Origin of the sequence: Streptomyces sp. NBC_00285 (genome assembly GCF_036174265.1) — a bacterium.
Taxonomy (GTDB): Bacteria; Actinomycetota; Actinomycetes; order Streptomycetales; family Streptomycetaceae; genus Streptomyces.
The window spans coordinates 9,616,786-9,634,262 of sequence record NZ_CP108055.1 but is presented as its reverse complement, the minus strand read 5'-3'; the positions used below and the strand labels follow the sequence as shown (position 1 = coordinate 9,634,262).

15 protein-coding genes are annotated in these 17,477 nt (G+C 68.7%); 7 read left to right on the top strand and 8 right to left on the bottom strand.

Going from position 1 to position 17,477, the window contains the following annotated elements; genetic code table 11:
- Window positions 1-12 precede the first annotated feature (12 nt).
- Entirely contained in the window at window positions 13-939 is a 927-nt protein-coding gene (locus OHT57_RS44140; RefSeq protein WP_328752603.1) for a GNAT family N-acetyltransferase, read from the top strand.
- Window positions 940-961: 22 nt separating this feature from the next.
- On the opposite strand, the gene OHT57_RS44135 is transcribed toward OHT57_RS44140, so the two are convergent.
- Window positions 962-2,134, bottom strand: coding sequence for a serine hydrolase domain-containing protein (locus tag OHT57_RS44135; protein WP_328752602.1), 1,173 nt, complete (start codon window positions 2,132-2,134; stop codon window positions 962-964).
- A gap of 404 nt (window positions 2,135-2,538) precedes the next feature.
- Window positions 2,539-4,587 (bottom strand): DUF1996 domain-containing protein, encoded by a 2,049-nt coding sequence (locus OHT57_RS44130; RefSeq protein WP_328752601.1) that lies wholly within the window; start codon window positions 4,585-4,587, stop codon window positions 2,539-2,541.
- Window positions 4,588-4,851: 264 nt separating this feature from the next.
- Here OHT57_RS44130 and OHT57_RS44125 point away from each other — a divergent pair, with 264 nt between their 5' ends.
- The 4 genes from OHT57_RS44125 (at window position 4,852) to OHT57_RS44110 (ending at window position 7,548) form a co-directional block, all read left to right on the top strand.
- Window positions 4,852-5,421 (top strand): 3'-5' exonuclease, encoded by a 570-nt coding sequence (locus tag OHT57_RS44125; protein WP_328752600.1) that lies wholly within the window; start codon window positions 4,852-4,854, stop codon window positions 5,419-5,421.
- 458 nt (window positions 5,422-5,879) lie between these two features.
- A complete protein-coding gene (locus tag OHT57_RS44120) occupies window positions 5,880-6,557 on the top strand; it encodes a nucleotidyltransferase domain-containing protein (protein WP_328752599.1) in 678 nt (225 codons plus the stop codon).
- Complete coding sequence (locus tag OHT57_RS44115) at window positions 6,554-6,826, top strand: BON domain-containing protein (RefSeq protein ID WP_328752598.1); 273 nt, start codon at window positions 6,554-6,556, stop codon at window positions 6,824-6,826. The genes OHT57_RS44120 and OHT57_RS44115 overlap by 4 nt, the downstream gene beginning before the upstream one ends.
- Window positions 6,823-7,548 carry a metallophosphoesterase family protein gene (locus OHT57_RS44110; RefSeq protein ID WP_328752597.1) on the top strand — a complete coding sequence of 242 codons (726 nt, stop codon included), beginning with the start codon at window positions 6,823-6,825 and terminating at the stop codon, window positions 7,546-7,548. Before OHT57_RS44115 ends, OHT57_RS44110 begins: the two co-directional genes overlap by 4 nt.
- Window positions 7,549-7,587: 39 nt before the next feature.
- On the opposite strand, the gene OHT57_RS44105 is transcribed toward OHT57_RS44110, so the two are convergent.
- The gene (locus OHT57_RS44105) at window positions 7,588-8,778 is read right to left on the bottom strand and encodes an amidohydrolase (protein ID WP_328752596.1); all 1,191 of its coding nucleotides are present in this window, start codon (window positions 8,776-8,778) and stop codon (window positions 7,588-7,590) included.
- 327 nt (window positions 8,779-9,105) lie between these two features.
- Here OHT57_RS44105 and OHT57_RS44100 point away from each other — a divergent pair, with 327 nt between their 5' ends.
- Complete coding sequence (locus OHT57_RS44100; RefSeq protein ID WP_328752595.1) at window positions 9,106-9,669, top strand: hemerythrin domain-containing protein; 564 nt, start codon at window positions 9,106-9,108, stop codon at window positions 9,667-9,669.
- 48 nt (window positions 9,670-9,717) lie between these two features.
- Here OHT57_RS44100 and OHT57_RS44095 read toward each other — a convergent pair whose 3' ends face one another.
- Complete coding sequence (locus tag OHT57_RS44095) at window positions 9,718-10,245, bottom strand: hypothetical protein (RefSeq protein ID WP_328752594.1); 528 nt, start codon at window positions 10,243-10,245, stop codon at window positions 9,718-9,720.
- 127 nt (window positions 10,246-10,372) lie between these two features.
- Window positions 10,373-11,167, bottom strand: a complete 795-nt coding sequence (locus tag OHT57_RS44090) for a maleylpyruvate isomerase family mycothiol-dependent enzyme (RefSeq protein ID WP_328752593.1) — start codon at window positions 11,165-11,167, stop codon at window positions 10,373-10,375.
- A 76-nt stretch (window positions 11,168-11,243) separates the two neighbouring features.
- Between OHT57_RS44090 and OHT57_RS44085 the strand changes: the two genes are divergently transcribed.
- Window positions 11,244-11,891, top strand: coding sequence for a lipoprotein (locus OHT57_RS44085; RefSeq protein ID WP_328752592.1), 648 nt, complete (start codon window positions 11,244-11,246; stop codon window positions 11,889-11,891).
- Between the two features lie 234 nt (window positions 11,892-12,125).
- Here the strand turns inward: OHT57_RS44085 and OHT57_RS44080 are convergent, their stop codons facing one another.
- From OHT57_RS44080 to OHT57_RS44070, 3 genes are all read right to left on the bottom strand, one after another.
- Window positions 12,126-14,705: a tryptophanase gene (locus OHT57_RS44080; protein ID WP_328752591.1), complete on the bottom strand. Its 2,580-nt coding sequence runs from the start codon at window positions 14,703-14,705 to the stop codon at window positions 12,126-12,128.
- Window positions 14,706-15,030: 325 nt separating this feature from the next.
- Window positions 15,031-16,395, bottom strand: a complete 1,365-nt coding sequence (locus OHT57_RS44075) for a cytochrome P450 (RefSeq protein ID WP_328752590.1) — start codon at window positions 16,393-16,395, stop codon at window positions 15,031-15,033.
- A 147-nt stretch (window positions 16,396-16,542) separates the two neighbouring features.
- Window positions 16,543-16,923 carry a DUF742 domain-containing protein gene (locus OHT57_RS44070; protein ID WP_328752589.1) on the bottom strand — a complete coding sequence of 127 codons (381 nt, stop codon included), beginning with the start codon at window positions 16,921-16,923 and terminating at the stop codon, window positions 16,543-16,545.
- Window positions 16,924-17,477 lie beyond the last annotated feature (554 nt).

Sequence of the window (17,477 nt, the reverse complement as noted above, 5' to 3'; positions counted from 1 at the left end):
GACCCTGGCCCCATGCCCTATCTCCTGCGCGCTGCCGCGCTGACCGACGCGCCGGCCGTCACCGAGTTGCTCAACGAGATCGACCGGATCGAGATCGGGCGGCCCGAGACCGATCTGCACGAGGTGGAAGCCGATCTGCGACACCCCGGGGTGGACCTCGGCCACGACTCCTGGCTGGCCTTCGACGGTCCGCGACTGGTGGCGTACGCCCTGGTGTGGGACGACTCCCAGGGCGAACGCATCGACGCCGACCACTACGTACTGCCCGACCACCAGCAGGCAGGAGAGCTTCTCCTGACCGCGATGGAGACCAGAGCGCTGGCGAAGGCCCGGACGAACGGCGCCTCCAAGGCCGTGGTGCATCTGCACCTGAACGTGGCGCCCACGATCGACCTCGCGCTGATGCGCGCGCGGGGCTGGTCGGTCGTGCGGCGGTACCACGTGCTGGAGCGGCCGCTGCGGAGCGGCGAGGACCCGGCACCCGAACCTGACGCGGGGGTGCGGGTGCGCGCCTGCGTCGACGAAGCGGACCGGAAACAGGTCCACGCCCTCTATCAGGCCACCTTCGCCGAGCACTTCGACTTCCAGCCACGCGCGTACGAGCAGTGGCTGCACGACGTGGCCGCCGACCGGCTCGACTGGTCCCTGGTGTGGATCGTCTCCACCGAGGACCTAGGGGACGTCGGCTTCCTCCTCGCCCGCGACGACCGCGAGGCCATGGGATGGATCCGCAGCCTCGGGGTCGTACGCGAGGCCCGTGGCCGCGGCCTGGGCGGTCTGCTCCTGCAGCAGGCCTTCACGGCGTTCACGGCCCGTGGGCGGGACACGGTGGGCCTCGGCGTGGACACCCAGAACACCACCGGGGCCCCCGCGTTGTACGCGCGCAACGGAATGTCGGTCCATTACGCGGTGGACACCTGGGAAAACGTGGTGAAGTGAATCGCAGGGCGGCGCGATAACGCTATTCGCTCTTGCCCCGCAACAATGCGCAGACGAAATTCTCCTGGACAGCGCGCATTCTCCGCAGTTGTTCGGCGTCGGTGGACTCGTTTACCTGGGACGTGACCGAGAAGGTCAGTGAACGGCGGCCGTCGGGGGTCGCCGCGATCAACTGGGTATAACCGAGCGTGTTCCCCGTGTGCCCCAGGACGACCCCGCACCGGGTCTCGTACCGGAAGATGCCGAGACCCGCGGAGTTCCGGCCCGGCCCGGCGGGCTCGGACGCCCCCTCGACCCACTGCCGCTGCTGCTCGACGACCCTCCTGCCGTAGAGCCGTCCGCTTGCATAGCCGCGGACGAAGCGGGTCATGTCGGCCGGCGTGGAGACGATGCCCCCGGAGGCCCAGACGCCCGACATGCCGATGACCTCGCTGACGTCCTCCGGAGGCGGCGGGCTCACGTCGTAGCCGTGGAGGTAGGGCTTCGGCATCCGGTAGCCCTGCGGGAGGCTCGTGGAGTGCAGACGCAGCGGCGCGTAGACCAGTTTGCGCAGGAGCTCTTCGTACGGCGTGCCGGTGGCCGCCTCCGCCATGAGCGCGACGGCGATGTTGTCCGAGTTCGAGTAGCGGTACTGCGTGCCCGGCTCGAAGCGCAGAGGTTCCCGGGCGACGTAGTCGAGCAGACGCCGGGAGTCGAACTGATGGCGCGGGTCGGCTCTGAGCACGGCGAGGAATCCGGGGCTCTGCGAGAAGTCCGGCAGCCCGCTGGTGTGGTTGAGGAGTTGACGGAGCGTCACTGATCCCCAGGCGTCAGGGAGTTGCGGGAGCCGTTCCCGCAGGGTGTCGTCCAGCCGCAGGACGCGGTGGTCGACGAGGGTGAGGGCCACCGCCCCGCTGAAGGCCTTGGCCGTGCTCGCGACACGCATGTGGTCGTCGGGGCGGGGCGGGCGGCCCGTACGGACGTCGGCGACACCGGCGCGCACGACTCGGGTCCCCTTCTCGGTCCGCAGGAGGGCGATGGCTCCGGGCGGGCCGCCGGACCGGTGCACGAAGTCGTCGAGTTGGCGCTGCAGCGACGGATGCCCCGGCGGGTCGGACGCTGCCCCGGCCGGGGCCGGGGACAGAGCGGCGAGGCAGGCCGCGATGACGGACGCCGCTCGCAGGCGTGGGCCGAGGACGGCATGGCGCAGAGGCATGAAGGCTCCGGGGAGGGGGACGGTACGGCCCGTCCAGCCTCACCGGGAGTGACCGTCCCCTGCTTCCCGTACTACTGCATACGGACCAGCGACAGAGCTTCGGACGCCGCTCGGAATTCGCTCCGCGGGGGTCGGTGAGCGGCCTTGTCCGGCTTAGTTTGCCGGTACAACGGTATCTTCCGGGACGGCTTCCGGAGGTGGCCGGAGGGGGTCCGGAGGGGACCCGTCCACATCGGTTTCCCGGATCAGGAATGGCTCACGTCAATTTTCGAGGTGCCGTCTCGGCCACCCTTTCGCGCGCGCTTCGTCCGTGCCTGCCTGGGGCGCCCGGATGGGGTGGCTGTCCGCCTGCGGATCCGCGGCGGCGGACAGCCGTCCCTGCTTCTCGGTGGTGCCGATCGGTGTCACATGGAGCGGCGGCTGGTGCGCCGCAGGAGCACGAAGCCGGAGATCAGGAGGATCGCTCCGAGCGCGGCCGGCCACAGCTGCGTACCGGTCTCGGCGAGGCTGCTCTGGCTGCCCTGAGGCTCGGTCTGCGCGCCGAGCGGGGGTTGGGCGACGGCTCCGGCGGAGCCGGTTCCGGGGTCGTTGGATGCCGTGTCGTCCTGGGGGCCGGGCGGGGTTGCCTGCTCGTTGCCACTGCCACTGCCGTTTTGGGTCTCGGGTGTGGGAGCGGTCGTGCTGTGGGCTGTGGGTGAGCTGTAGGTCTTCGGTTCGTCGGCGGCGGGAGCGGTCGTCACAGTACCGGCGGGCGCTTCGACGGTCGGGGTCGGCTGCTGCTGGGGCTCGTCGTTTCCGGGGGTTTCCCCGGAGCCGTTGCCGTTGCCGGTCCCGTTGCCCGGGTCCTGCGTGGCGCCGGGGTCGGGGCTGGAGCCGTTGCCGCCGTTGCCGGTCCCGGCGTTGCCGTTACCGCCGTTGTCGTTCCCACCGTTGTCGTTACCGCCGTTGCCGGTCCCGCCGTTGTCGTTACCGCCGTTGCCCGGATCGTCCTGCCCCGTTCCTGCGCCGCACTGGCGGCCGGAGTTGACGCAGTCGACCATCTGGTTCATCAGGTTCTCGTCGAAGACGTTGATGAAGTCACCGTGGTCGGTGACGGGCTTGTGCAGCTGTTCCGGGAAGGAGTCCACCGCGAACAGCGGAGTGGTGCGGCCGCCGTCGGCGAGGCTCGGCGCGTCGACGTCGTAGACGATCCGCTGGACCAGCTGAGGAATGGCCTTGAACCCGGCGCCACAGGAGCCGTCGGCCTGGGCGAACGCCACATGGGTGCGGTGGTTGGCGCTGTCGATGTTGCGGCCGTCCCAGCAGCTCTGGAACTTGAACGTGCGGACCACGTCACTGCCCTGCGGGCACAGCGGGTACTTGTCCTTCAGCTGCCGGTCCTCGAACCCGGTGCAGCTCCAGGACGCGTTGGCGTTCGCGTTGCCGTTGACGAAGGCCTTGGCATCGCCGGTGATGATGCGCAGGAGCCGCGGCATGGCCGTGACCTTGCTGCGGGGGTTCCCCACGAACGTCAGCGTGACTTCCTTGGCGGTGACGATCTTGCCGGCGTTGCCCTCGATGCCACCGCCGGGCGACTTGGCGTCCTTCTCCTGCGTTCCGTTCTGGAGCCGGATCACGGGCCAGTAGTACGTGGACTTGTCACCCTGGTCGACACAGCTCGTCTCGGCGTTCGCCAGGTCCTCATCGCTGGCGAAGGCGGTGTTGGACTGGTTGCCGATGTAGTCGTGGAAGTGGTGGGCGCCGTTGGAGACACCGGGGGCCACGATGACGTTGTCCGAGTTGAACAGGCCGTTCGCGTTCACACCGCAGCTGGTGACGAAGGTTCCGCGGGAGGCGTCGCCCTGGGGACTCGGGGCCTGTGCGACGGAAGGCGCGGTGGTGATGTCGGCGTAGTCGGCGGCGACGGGACCGTTGCCGGCCTGCCCGCCGTTGCCCTGCTGCTGGCCACCTTGGTCCTGACCGTCGCCCTGCTGCTGACCGTCACCCTGCTGACCGTTCTGACCCTGGCCGTCACCTTGCTGAGCGTCCTGGCCCTGGCCGCCGTCCTGCTGACCCTGCCCGCCACCGTTCTGGTTCTCGGTCTCCTGCAAGGTGCAGGCGGCCATGGCGTCGAGTCCGTCCGGGCGCGCTCCCGTGCGTTCCAGGGCGGCGGAGATGCGCTCGATCGTGGCCGCGCGGTTCTGCTGCAGAGGGTCGACGATGCGGCTCTGCGCGTCCTCCCGGCTCTGCACCGACGGGTCCTGGAGCTGCTGGTAGGCCTCCGCCGTCTGCTGGTCCAGCAGGGCGAGTTCCTTGTCGACGTCCGACCTCGACCCGTCGGGCACGCTGGTGAGCGTGTCGCCGACGTCCGGGCAGTCGATCGTGACGGCTCCCCACGACGTCTGCTGCGGCGGGCCCGCCTCCGTGGCGGAGGCGTACACGTTCACCGCGACCAGGCCACCACCCCCGAGCATCAGGGCTACTGCGGCAAAGGTCGCACGTCGTGCGCCTGTCGGGCGTCTGCGATTGCTGCGTCCCACGGAAGTACTCCTGCGCGTGTCGGCTCTCCGGGCATGCAAGTCCCCCGCCTCATACGGATGGAGACCACCCGGTGTTCAAGCGCCTCGTAAATTCACAGTGACCTCATATGCGACGCCGACCGCCCGAGCCCCCTCCCGACCCGCTGTACAGGGAAAACGAGGTGCTCGGCACGCGCCTTCACCTCTACGGTTCTCGTCATGAACAGCCCGGGTACGGACCGTCTCCTGAACGTCGTGGACGTCGAAGCCACGTGCTGGCCGGGCTCTCCTCCCCCGGGTGCGGTCGGCGAGATCATCGAGATCGGGCTCACCGTCGTGGACCTGGCGACCGCCGAGCGGGTCGGACGGCACCGCATCCTGGTACGGCCCGCCCGTTCCGAAGTAAGTCCCTTTTGCACGGAGTTGACCGGCCTGTCCCAGGAAGAGGTCGACGGTGGCCGGTCGTTCGCGGATGCCTGTCGGCTGCTGGCCGCGGAGCACCGCGCCGGTTCCCGGCGGTGGGCGAGTTGGGGCGACTACGACCGTCATCAGTTCACCCGTCAGTGCGGGGCCACCGGGACGCCGTATCCGTTCGGCCGTCGCCACACCAACGCCAAGGTCGCCTTCACCGAGGCGTACGGCCTGCGCAAGCGACCGGGGATGGCACAGGCCCTGGAGATCGCCGGGCTGCCCCTCGAAGGACGCCATCACCGTGGCGAGGACGACGCGTGGAACATCGCCGCTCTCGTGCTCCATCTGGCAGGCAGAGACGGTTGGCCCGCGCAATGAGCGACAACATCATCGCGTCCGGCGACGGCCGCGCCTCGTCGTGGCCATCGCCGTGATCTGCGAGACCGGTCGTCTCCTCGTCGTCAGCGGAACGACGGAACCCGACCCCTTCTACCTCCCGGGCGGCCCGCGGAAGGACCTGGAGACGGCTCCTGCGTGAGCCGCCGGGAGAGGTCGGTCTCGTCGGGTGGCCCGGCGCCGACTCCAGGAGGTCAGGGCGCTCACTATGCTGGAGCGGGCTCCCGTGACGTCGCCGGCCCACGACACGACGATCACCGGCAGGCCTGTCCTGCTGCCGGGCTGACGTCGGTGTGCCGACAGGCGTGCGACTCGGTGGACCTGCCGCCGACCCGACCGTTCACCTGTCGTCTGTCGTCGTGTCGAAAACGGCGCCCCGGGTACTCGGGGTTCGCCGTCACGGCCCCCGCGGTGCGGGCCGGGCCAGGAAGGGGGCAACGATGACGCAGCACGCCGAGGACGACGTCGACCGTCATGGGGGCGTCGCAGGACTGCGGCTGGCGTCGGGGCACACCACCGGCGACGCGCTCGCCGGGAGCCTGCCCGTCGACCGCAACCAGGCGATCCTGGAGGCGGCCAAGCAGGTCGGCGCGATCCTGAAGCGGGAAGGACACGCGTTCGCGCTCGCGGGCAGTGTCGCCGTCTACGCGCACGGCGGTGCCCAGAACCTTCAGCACGACGTCGACTTCGCCATCCGTCCCGAGGACGCGCAGGCGGTGGCCGAGACTCTCCGTGGGGCGGGTCTCGCGGTCCGCACGCCTCCCGAGGACTGGCTGCTCAAGGCCGACTGCCTGGGACAGCAGGTCGATCTGATCTTCGAGCTGGCGCACCAGCCGGTCACCACGGAACTGCTGGCGCGGGCGGACGAACTCTCGGTGGACTCGGTGTTCATGCCCGTACTGTCGCCGACCGATCTGCTGCACAGTCTGCTGTCCGCGTTCTCCGAGCACCACTGCGACTTCGGGGCCGTCCTGCCGATCGCCCGCACGCTGCGGGAGAAGGTCGACTGGGCGGCGGTGCGCCGAGGTTGCGGGGACGCGCCGATGCCGGACGCGTTCTTCTACTTCCTGGAACGGCTGGACGTCATCCAGCCCGCCACGAAGGAGGGACGATCATGACCGGCGCCGGGCCTGAACGCTCCGGGGAGAACGTCGAGTACCGCGTCGCCCATCTGCGCGACCGGCTGGCCGCGGAGGAACTGGGCGAGCTCGGGGTCCGCGCCGAGGTGCGGGCCGGAGCGGTCGTCGTCACCGGTACGGTGCCGTCCACGCAGTGCCGGGACACCGTGCTGCGGACCGTCCGCGAGGAGCTGACCGGACTCGACGTGCACACCGACGTGGTGGTGGCGCAGACCGCCACCCCCGATCATGCCGAGGAGCTGCCGTGATCCGCGTCGCCGCCGTGGGTGACATCCACATGGGCCTGGAGAGTCAGGGCGTGCTGCGGCCCGCCTTCGACACACTGCCCGACTGCGCCGATCTGCTGCTGCTGGCCGGGGACCTCACCCGGCACGGCACGCCGGAGGAGGCCCTGGTGGTGGCGCAGGAAGTGCGCGGCCTCGCGGTGCCGGTCGTGGCCGTCCTCGGCAACCACGACCACCACGACGAGCAGCCCGAGAAGGTCACGGCCCTCCTGGAGGACGCGGGAGTGCGGGTGCTGGAGGGCAAGGGGACGGTCGTGGAGTGCGGCGGGACCCGGGTCGGTGTCGCGGGGACCAAGGGGTTCGGCGGCGGCTTCGTGGGCCGCAGTGCCGGGGAGTTCGGCGAGCCGCTGATGAAGGAGTTCGTACGGTACTCACGGCGCTGCGCGGACGGGCTGCGCACAGCGCTGGAGGAACTGGACCGGCAGGGCTGCGCGACCCGGGTCGCGCTCACCCACTTCTCCCCCGTCGCCGACACCCTTGCCGGTGAGCCGCTGGAGATCTATCCGTTTCTCGGCAGCTATCTGCTGGCCGAGGCGATCGACACCGCCGGTGCCGACCTGAGCGTGCACGGACATGCCCATGCGGGCACGGAGCACGGCATGACGGCCGGCGGGGTGCGGGTGCGCAACGTGGCCCAGCCGGTGATCCGGCGGGCCTTCAACGTGTACCACCTGCACACGGACTGACCCTCGACGGATGCCACCGGCACCCGGGCCGGCAGGGCCTCAGCGGTGGGCGACGGCCCGGTCGTGGCCGTCCCAGGCCTCGTCCCGCAGCTCCGGGCGCAGCAGGACCTCCACCGCCGTGCAGGCCAGTGCCTCCGCTGCCGCGAGCATGACCTGACGGCCGCGCTCGGAGCCTGCCGCGACGGCGAACTCGGGTGTGTGGTCGGAGCCGTCCTGGTCCATGATGGCGACGAACGGGTGGATGGCGGGCACGCGCCCACTGACGTTGCCGACGTCGGAGGACCCGAGGTAGACGCCCGGCGCGGGCGGTGTCACCGAGATGCCCGTCCCCGCCAGATGCCGGGCGAACCGGGTCGAGAGCACCACGCTGTCCCGGAAGTGCTCATAGCGCGGGGTGGCCCGCTCCACCGTGACCGTCGTGCCGGTGGCGCGCGCGATCCCCTGGGCGCAGGTGAGCAGTTCGCCCGCCAGGTCCTCCAGCGCGGCTGTCGTCACCGCGCGCAGGCCGAACAGGCCCTCCGCGTACTCGGGGACGATGTTGGTGGCCCTGCCGCCGTCCGTGACGATGCCCTGCACATGCGAGCCCTCGGGCAGCCGACGCCCGATCACGGCAAGGGTGTTGAACAGCTGGAGGAGCGCGGCGAGGGCGTCGACGCCTTCGGTGGGGTTGCCGGTCGGGTGGGCGGCGCGACCGTGGAAACCGACCCGGTACTGGGCCTGCGCGGTCAGCGGAGCCCACTGCCAGCTGTGCACACCGGGATGGAACATCAGTGCCGCGTCGACGTCGTCGAACACCCCGGCGTCGGTCTCGGCGACCTTCCCTCCGCCCCCCTCCTCCGCGGGAGTGCCGACGGCCCACACGGTGCCCGCGTCCCGGTCGAGCACGGCCCGCGCAGCGAGGGCGGCGCCGAGTCCCGCCGCGGCGATCAGATTGTGGCCGCAGGCGTGACCGAGGCCGGGCAGGGCGTCGTACTCCAGCATCAGGGCCACCGCGGGGCGGGACCTCGTACCGGAACGTGCGGTGAAGGCGGTGGGCAGGCCCGCCACGTCCCGCTGCACCGTGAACCCGGCCCATTCGAGTTCCCCGCACAGCAGGGCCGCCGCCCGGTGCTCCTCGAAGGCGTACTCCGGGTCGGAGTGCAGCATGCGTGCCATGTCCCACAGCCGATCCGCCCGTGCGGCAACTTCCCCGCGCACTCGCGCGAGCACCTCGTCCACGGCGTCGGTCACGTCGGCCTCCTGGGCAGCTGGATACGCGTCTGTCCCGGTCCGGGTTCCATCGTGCGGGCCCCCTTACACCCGGTGAACGTCGTCAACGGGGCCGGGTCACGGGGCTTGCGAAACGATCAGTGGGCGTCGGCAGGAGAGCGTGACGACAGCGGACCGGACCGTCGGGCCCTGGGCCTGGAGCTGGTCTCCGCCTCTCCTCCGCGGACGCTGCGGCAGATACGCCGGGGCGACACCTTGATCAGTCAACCGTCCCCGCAACTCCTGACGAGCCTGTGACCAGGAGTGAGCAGTGCGGCCGGGGGCACTCGGGGGCCGGAGGTGATGACCATGGGACACGGAGGAAACGTCATCGACGAGCTGGTGACCGATCACCACGAGGTCGAGGAACTGTTCGGGAAGATCGAGGCGCTGGCGCCCGGTGCGAAGAGCCGGAAGGTGTATGCCGACCAGGCCACCATGGAGCTCGTCCGGCACTCGGTGGCCGAGGAGGAGTATCTCTACCCGGCGGTGCGGGAGTACCTGGTCAACGGGAACACCATGGCGGACCGGGAGATCGAGGACCACTCCAAGGCCGAGCAGCTGATGAAGGACCTGGAGGGCTGTGCGGCGGACGATCCCGAGTTCGACCGGCTGATCGGCGAGTTGATGAGCGAGGTCCGCTCGCACATCGCCGAGGAGGAGGAGACCCTCTTCCCGCAACTCCGTGCCGCGTGCTCGGAGAAGGAGCTCGACGAGCTCGGCGAGAAGGTACGCCGCGCCAAGAAGACGGCGCCGACCCGCCCGCACCCGTCGGCCCCGGACACTCCGCCGATGAACAAGCTGCTGGCCCCCGGGGCGGGACTGGTCGACCGGCTGCGCGACGCGCTCTCGGGCCGCGGGAAGCACGACTGAGTCACGGAACGGCGGCGGACGGGGCCAGCGCCTGCACAGCGGGCGCGCTCACGCGATGAGCGCCTCGTCCGACCCCAGCCGGGCAAGCAGCTCGTCCCGGTGCAACGCGGTCACGGCCGCGAGCAGGTCGGGGTGCCGGAGCAGGGCCGCCGCGCGCCGGTCGGTCGCGTCGGGGGTGAGCAGGCGGCGGAACGCGGCAGGTGTGCCCGCCGTGTGCTCGCCCCCGGCCACTTCGGCCACCGCCAGTTCGGCGAGTTCGGGGGCGGTGAGCAGACAGGCCGCCCAGCTGGCCACCACCTCGTCCACCCAGGTCCGCCAGGCCTGCTCCCCGATGTCCCGGTCGGCTGCGCCATCCACGCCGATGACCCAGTCGAGGCGGGCGGAGCCGCCCGGGCCCGTCATGCCGAGCAGCGCGGCGTCCATCGCCGTCGGATAGCGCAGCCACGCGGCGGCCGTCACGGCCTGCCTGGCCTGCACCTCGCACAGCGCGGCGGCCAGCGCTCCGCCTGAGGGCGGGTAGGCACAGGTCAGCCAGTGCGCGGTCGCCGCGATGACCGGGGAGAGATCTGCTTGCACTGGCGGACCGCCCGGGCTGCTGGTGGAAGAGGGGACTGCGCGAACGGTAGCCCGCGGGCCCGGGAGGGCGACATGCCCCGCGCCTCCCCGAGCACGTGGCTTCGGCCACACCGGCCCCTTCGCGCGCCTACGCCTCAAGCCAGAACCGGGTGCGCCGCAGCCACAGGTCCAGCAGCTCCGAGTCGCCGCGCGTCCCGACGCCGGGCGCCGGACGGGCGTAGAGGAACAGAAGCAGGTCCGTCACCGGCCCCCGCACGGTCACCGTGGCCTCGCCGGATCCGCGCCGCCATTGCGGCCGTTGTCCGGTGAGGTCGAGCAGCCACTGCCCCGCCGTCCCCGCGTCGAAGAGGAGGGCACGCCCGGGACCGAGCAGGTCCGGCTCGTCCGGTACGGGTTCGTAGGCCTCGGGGACGGTCGAGAACTCCAGCCACTCCTCCACGGCGTCCACCGCGAGCCGCTCCTCGACGGCGAACTGTGCCCCGGTCGCCAGCGCCGCGTCGGCGCGGTGCAGCAGGGTCTCGTACGTCATGCGCCGGGCCCAGAACATCACCGACTGCTCGACCACCTGCCCGTCGGCGGGGGTCCACACCGGCGTGTCCGGCCCGGCGTCCCGCAGGATGCCGGCGAGCTGCCCGGCGCCCTTGACGAGCCAGTCTCCGACGGCGGAGTCGTCCAGGTAGGTGTAGCCGGCGGGGTCGTTGACCATGCCGTCGTCGATCGGCTCGGTGGCCCGGGTCTCCACGATGTCCGCAGCCCAGCGATGGTCGCCGCCCACGTGCCGCAGCAGCCGGCCGAGGTGCCAGCCGGGGCAGGTGGGCACCGGGGCGGTCGGGTCCGCGCCCTTGGTGTGGTCGGCGAGCAGTTCGGTCTGGGCGACGATCGCGTCGCAGTAGTCCTCGAAGGTCAACAACGCTTCCCCCATCGCTGCACGTTTCGTTATCCCTGCCACCTAACCTGACTCGTCCGGGAACCACCACGGGATACAGGGAGACGCGGACATGCCGGTCGGGGCGGGGAACACATGGCGGGGCATGGCCCACGTGGCGTTGTTGGCGGGGGTGCTGACAGGCTGTTCGGAAGCTTCCGAGGGGGACGACACGAAGGCGTCCGGGCGACCGTCGGCGACGGCGGAGACGTCCGGCAAGGACAGCAAGAACGGAAAGGCCGCTGTCACGGGCGGCACGATCGGTGCGGCCGGTTCCGCGTGTGAGCTGCCCGTCCGTTTCGACATCGCGAAGAGCTGGACGGCGGAGGCCGTCGAAGCGCCTCTGCGTCAGGGTCCGGTCTCCCTCGCCTGCGAGATCGACGCGAAGCCCGCGGGCAACATCGGCTTCCTCCGCGTGTGGACCGGTACGTCCGGCGACGCCGACGCCGACGCACGGACCGTGCTGGAGGCGTTCGTGGCGGCCGAGGACGGGGCGGACAAGGCGCGGTACCGCTCGTTCCGGTCCGGGGAGCTCCACGGTGTGGAGGTCGAGTACCTGTACGCCGGCGAGCTCCTGGACGAGAAGAAGGAGGAGAGCGCCTTCGCCGTCGTCACCGCGGACGGGCCGGTGGTGGTGCACCTCGGCGGGCTGGACACCGAGGAGCACGAAGAGATGCTCCCGGCGTACCAACTCGCCGAGCGCACTCTGAGCACCGCCTGACCGGGGGCTTCGGCGTCAGGCCTGCGTACCCGTGCAGAACGCGATCGTCGCGGCCGCTATGCCGCGCGCTCGCACATGCTGCTTTGGGATGCGGCGGCCCGTGCTGGTGTGCCGACCTGCGGTCGGTGGTACAGCACGGGCTGAGTCATCATCGATTGATTGGTACGCGGCAGGGCCTGTGGCCCATCATCACTCTGTCGCGGTCAGACTTGGCGGTCGCAACAGATCCCACATTCACGCTCGCGCCAGCTCGATGCTGAAGTGGCGCAGGATTGGGGACTGCTTCACTATTCGGAAGCCCTGGACGCTCTCCGGGTTCGTCGCGATCCGGTGCAGCGTCGCGGCGACGTGGTCATAGTGGCTGCGCGTGTAGACCCGTCGGGGCAACGCAAGCCTGACCAGTTCGTAGGGAGCACTCTTAATGGGATTGCCCTCCTCGTCTTCTTCGCCGAGATAAAGGGAACCCAGCTCAGCCGAGCGGATGCCTCCCTCCAGGTAGAGCTGGCAGGCCAGGGCGTGGCCCGGGTACCGATGCGGTGGTATGTGGGGCAGCAGGCGGCCGGCGTTGAGATACAGGGCGTGCAGGCCGGGGGGTTCGAGAATGTCGACTCCGGCGGCACGGATCTGATCGGCGAAGTACCGGGCGATGTCGGCTCGTTCCTCGAGATAGGCCGGCTCCGTCACCTCCCACAGCCCCTGAGCAATCATGGCGAGGTCACGACCGGCCAGGCCCCCATAGGTCGGGAACCCCTCGGTCGCGATCAGGAGGTTCTGGCACTTCTGAGCGAGTTCGGTGTCGTTGAGCGCAACGAAGCCGCCAATGTGGACGATCCCGTCCTTCTTCGCGCTCATGACGCAGCCGTCAGCCAGGCGGAAGGCTTCTTCCGCGACCTGGCGGGGGGTGCGGTCGCGGTAGGACTCCTCGTGCTGGGTGACGAGCCAGGCGTTCTCCGCGAACCTCGCAGCGTCGAGGATCAGAGGAACGTCGTACCGTCGGCAGAGGCTGGCGGTGTCCTTCAGATTCCGCATCGAGACCGGCTGCCCCCCGCCTCCGTTGTTGGTGATGGTCATCACCACAGCGGCGACCGGCGCACCACCCGTTGCGTCGAGTTCGCGCTGCAGGGCATCCAGGTCGATGTTCCCCTTGAATGGCTCCTTGCTGTCCAGATCGGCTGCCTCCGGGCAGGGCAGGTTACGAGCCTCGCAGCCCGCCAGCTCCACGTTGGCTCGCGTGGTGTCGAAGTGGGTGTTGGACAGGACGACCGAGCCGGGGGACAGCAGCGTGCTGAACAGGATGCGTTCCGCAGCGCGCCCCTGATGGACCGGCAGGATGTGCTGGAAGCCGGTCAGTTCAGCCACTGTGTCGCGGAACTTGTAGAAGGATCGCGATCCTGCGTAGGACTCGTCGCCTTCCATTGCCGCCGCGAGCTGCGCGGCGGACAGAGCGCCGGTTCCCGAGTCGCTGAGAAGGTCGATGGTCACCTCCTCGGCTCGCAAGTCGAAGAGGCTGTAGTGCACGCGTTGCAGGGCCTGCTCGCGTTGATCACGGGTTGTGATCGGGATAGGTTCGACGACCTTGATTCGGTAGGGCTCCACCGTGGTTGTGCTCCTGTCTTTGTCTGTTGCTCCGCAACGGTTGTGCTGACTGGCGAGGGTCATCGGGCTGGGCGCTGCTTGCGACGGCGGCAGCGGGGTGGCCGAAGGGAAGGTGTACGCCTCAGCGGAGATGTAGGCGGTCACGCGCGGTGCTTGGCGATGTTCGTGGACAAGGGCCAGATAGGCGATGAGCCCTGGTCCAGCTGCCAGTTGTCGCGAAGTGACGGCGGACAGAGCACGTGTCAGTGGCGTGGCGTCGATGCCGTGCTGGTTGAGTGCGGCGACAGCCCGTGTCCGTGCTTCTCCGTCGTGCTGTACATAGGCCCTGATCGGTATGTGGAGGGTGAAGCCGCTGGGGAGGCCAGTCGTGGTCTCGGTGAAGGAGTGACAGGTCAGTGCGGGTAGCTGGTCAAGGCACAGCTCGGCGCGCGACTCCGACTGCTCCGGTGTGGGTGCAGGGGAGCCTGCCGCCGTCCGGAAAAATTGCTCTACAACTGCTGGTGGCGGGCCGTCCTGCATGCGCGAAAGAAGGGCGGCGCCTGCGGCTGTCAGGTTCTCGTGGCGGAGATAGACCTTGGCTCTGGGCGCGTCCCAGTTGCCCAGGTCAAGGGCGAAGAACGGGTATCCGTCGCCCGGAGGTAGAGCGGCCAGGCCTTGGTCATAGCCGAGGCGGCGCAGCGCCTCTCGCACCGTCGCACCAGCTGTGTGTGCCCCAGATGCGGCGGGGTTCAAGTACACCTTCAACCGGGGCACACCACCAGGACACAACTCCAGTGCGCACCACAGGGCCAGCGAACCTTGGGGAGAGGGTGGCAAGAACAGGTCTTCAAGGAGGTCAAGTTGTTGAACGCCGAACCCCCAGCGTTGCGCAAGCCTATGGAGAACGTGCCAGCCTGTCCGGCCGTTCTCGAAGAGGTTGTCCGCGGCGCAGCCAGGCTCAAACAGCAGGCGCAGCGACGGAACCTTCCCGGGCTGGCAGGAAAGCGAGAACTCGAACGGCGTGTGGTCGTCCGAAAGGAAGCTACGGGAGGGGGGCGGAAGTGCCAGTGACCGTTGGGCGGCATTGCCCAGCGACTCCACCAGTACATTCGCGTAGGCCTCGGTGTCGCCGCGCGGCAGGCCGACGATATCCCCCAGCAGCCGCAGCTGACTCTCTGCGAGAGCTCCGAGTGTCGCGGGCCTCCCCCGGCCTGCGGCATCGAAGTCAGGGGCCCTCACCCGGACCTCCGGCGCGACGCGGAGGGCAGGCCGGAGCGGTCGTGCACGCGGGGAGTTCCCAAGTGGGTGCTCCCCTGCACGAGGCCGGGATACGCGCCTCGTAAAGCGCATATCCCGGCCTCGATGGAGCGGGGCCGATCAGTTGGTATCGGGAAGCTGAACTGGGTGATCCTCCGTGGAGCAACTGCGTATGGACGTTGAGCCGAGTGGCGGCACAGGCGGGGCACCACGTCTCCTTCGGCTGGAAACCGACGAATGCCGCGATTGACTACCCGTGTGGTTCAACGTTCATGCGAGAGGCAGCAGTTGACCCATGTTGCCTACGTCACCTCTTCCACCACTTCAGGAACGAGCTCCACACTCCACCCTGCTCCGGCTGCAGTGAAGCAACGTCGCGGCCGGCAGTTGGGGCAACAGAGGTGTGGGCGGGCATCGGGCGGGGATGCACGGACGCCGTCGGCGGACGAGGTCCAGGCGCGGAAGGGATGGGGGTGAACCGGGCGGGCAGGGCCGCCAGTGCACGGTTGAACGGGCCAGGGCGCCAGGTGAGGCTGTCCTCGGGCACCGCCAGTTTGATGTCAGGCAGCCGATTGAGCAGGTTCTCGACGGCCGTGTGGGCGATGATTCGGGCAGGCTCTTGGGATGGGCAGGCATGCGGGCCGGCGCTCCAGGCCAGGTGAGACCGGTCACCGCTGGCCTGGCGGGCCGTCGCGAGTGCAGGGCTGGTGTTGGCGGCGGCGAAGCTGACCAGCATCAGGTCGCCTGCCCGTACCTTCTGCCCGGCGAACTCCATGTCCGAAGCCGCGTAGTGCGGTGCATAGTTCGACATGGGAGGCGCTTCCCAAAGCGTGTCCTCGATGGCTTTGTCCAACAATCCGTTCATGGCGTAGTGCTCATCTGTGAACAGAAGGTGCAGCGTGTTGCCGATAAGGTTGCGCTCGGGTTCTCCACCGGCGCCGAGGAGAAGGACCAGTTGATGCGCCATCTCTTCATCGCTGAGCTGGCTCGGATGCTGCATCAGCCAGGAGGTGACATCCTCTTCGGGCTTCCGTCGCTTGATGGCCACCAGCTCGGTCACGGCCTCAACAAGTACCTGGTTGGCCTGCTCTGCTTTGACACCGTCGAATATCCCCGTTATCCCGAACAGGACGCGGTCGCCAATTTCTGCCGGGCACCCAAAGAGGTCGTTGAACACGAACAACGGCAGCTGCTTGGCATAGTCATTCATCAAGTCGACTGAGCCGCGAGCGGAGAACTGGGCTATCAAGTAGTCAGATATTTTGCGCGTGTTGTCGCTGAGTCGGCGGGAGTTGATCTTCGCCAGAGTATCCGTTACTGCCTGACGAAGTCGCAGGTGTTCGGCACCGTCACTGAACATGCAGTTGGGCCGGTACGCGAGCAGGGGAAGCACAGGGCTGTCAGGACTGACCTTGCCCTCGTTCAGGTCCCGCCAGCGACGGGAGTCCTTCCGGAAGGAATGGGGGTCCTGCAAAAGTCGAAGGGCTGCGGTGTAGTCAGTGACGAGGGTCGCCTCCACCCCAGGCGCGAGCTCGACGGGGGCAGTCGGGCCGTAAAGCCGCATATATTCGTAGTAGGCCTGAGGGTTAGCGGCGAATTCGGTACCGTACAGGGGGACGCGGCCTCCGTGAGCCGGGCAGCCGGGCGGGGGAACGGCTTCAGTGTCGGTCATTTTTACTCCTGATCACTCATGTACAAAAAATGTGAGCGGCTGGGCATGCGTCTCTTCATCTCAGTGCCGCGATTGAATAACGAGAAGTACCCTCAGGCCTTTGGAGCCCCCGAAATGGCCAGCGCCCCGTTCGAGCGACGCCAGGGTTCACCCGAATTTAGCCTCAAGGCCACCCAGGACATGCCGGAGAGTTTGTGCGCCGGATCCCACCCCGTCAGCCCTTGACTGGCGAACCGTGATGTATCCGGTTTCGAGTAACGAAGCAAGAAAAGTTCTCACCACGCTCAGCGGTAACTGGCTGGTGTGCCCCGCTACTTCAGCCACCGATAGGCAGCCACCCTGGCACAGCTGAAGGATGTGCTTTTCTTCGGGTGACAACCGGCTCGGGAGATGCTGCTTACCCTCGACGGTCGCGACGAACGCGGTGAGCGGAAGCTGCGTCCCCCCGGAAAGTTTCCGCCCTTGCGTGACGACATAAAGCCGAACAAACTCTGCTGACTCGCCGGGATCCAAGCGGAATTCAGTCATGACACCGACCCGGGGATCCCGCCGCGAACGGTCAATGTCCACCCATGGGCACCGAATTTGCCAACCTGAGACCGTTGAAGCAGAGCTCCAGATTTCCCGCCTCGCCAAGCGACGGAGGCGGTAGTCACGGGGAATTCGGCAAGCACGACCCAAGATGTCGGGTCTTCAGTGTAGTGCCCCATATGACTCTCTTCGGAGGGCTGAGGGTCAACCGCTTGATCTCATCGACGCGAGTGGAGCACCCAACGGGCGATACCCGATTCCAGGTAGGCGCCCGACGGTCATGCAGTCGTTCGCGCCCCACCCCACCGCTTGACAAGTGCCGAGATCATAACATCGGGCCGGACCGACACAGGGTCTCAACTTGCGAACCATTGGCAAAGGTTGACACTCAGTCAGCGAACCCAGCTGCCCGGCTTGGACGATCCATGGGTGCCTGGCGCCACGACCTGCCGCCGGTTTCTGTCACCGCCTCATGCGTTGGACGCGGTCCTCTATCACGGGTTTGACGAACACCGTGACAGCTGTGTTTGTACACCCGTGACGTCGACGAG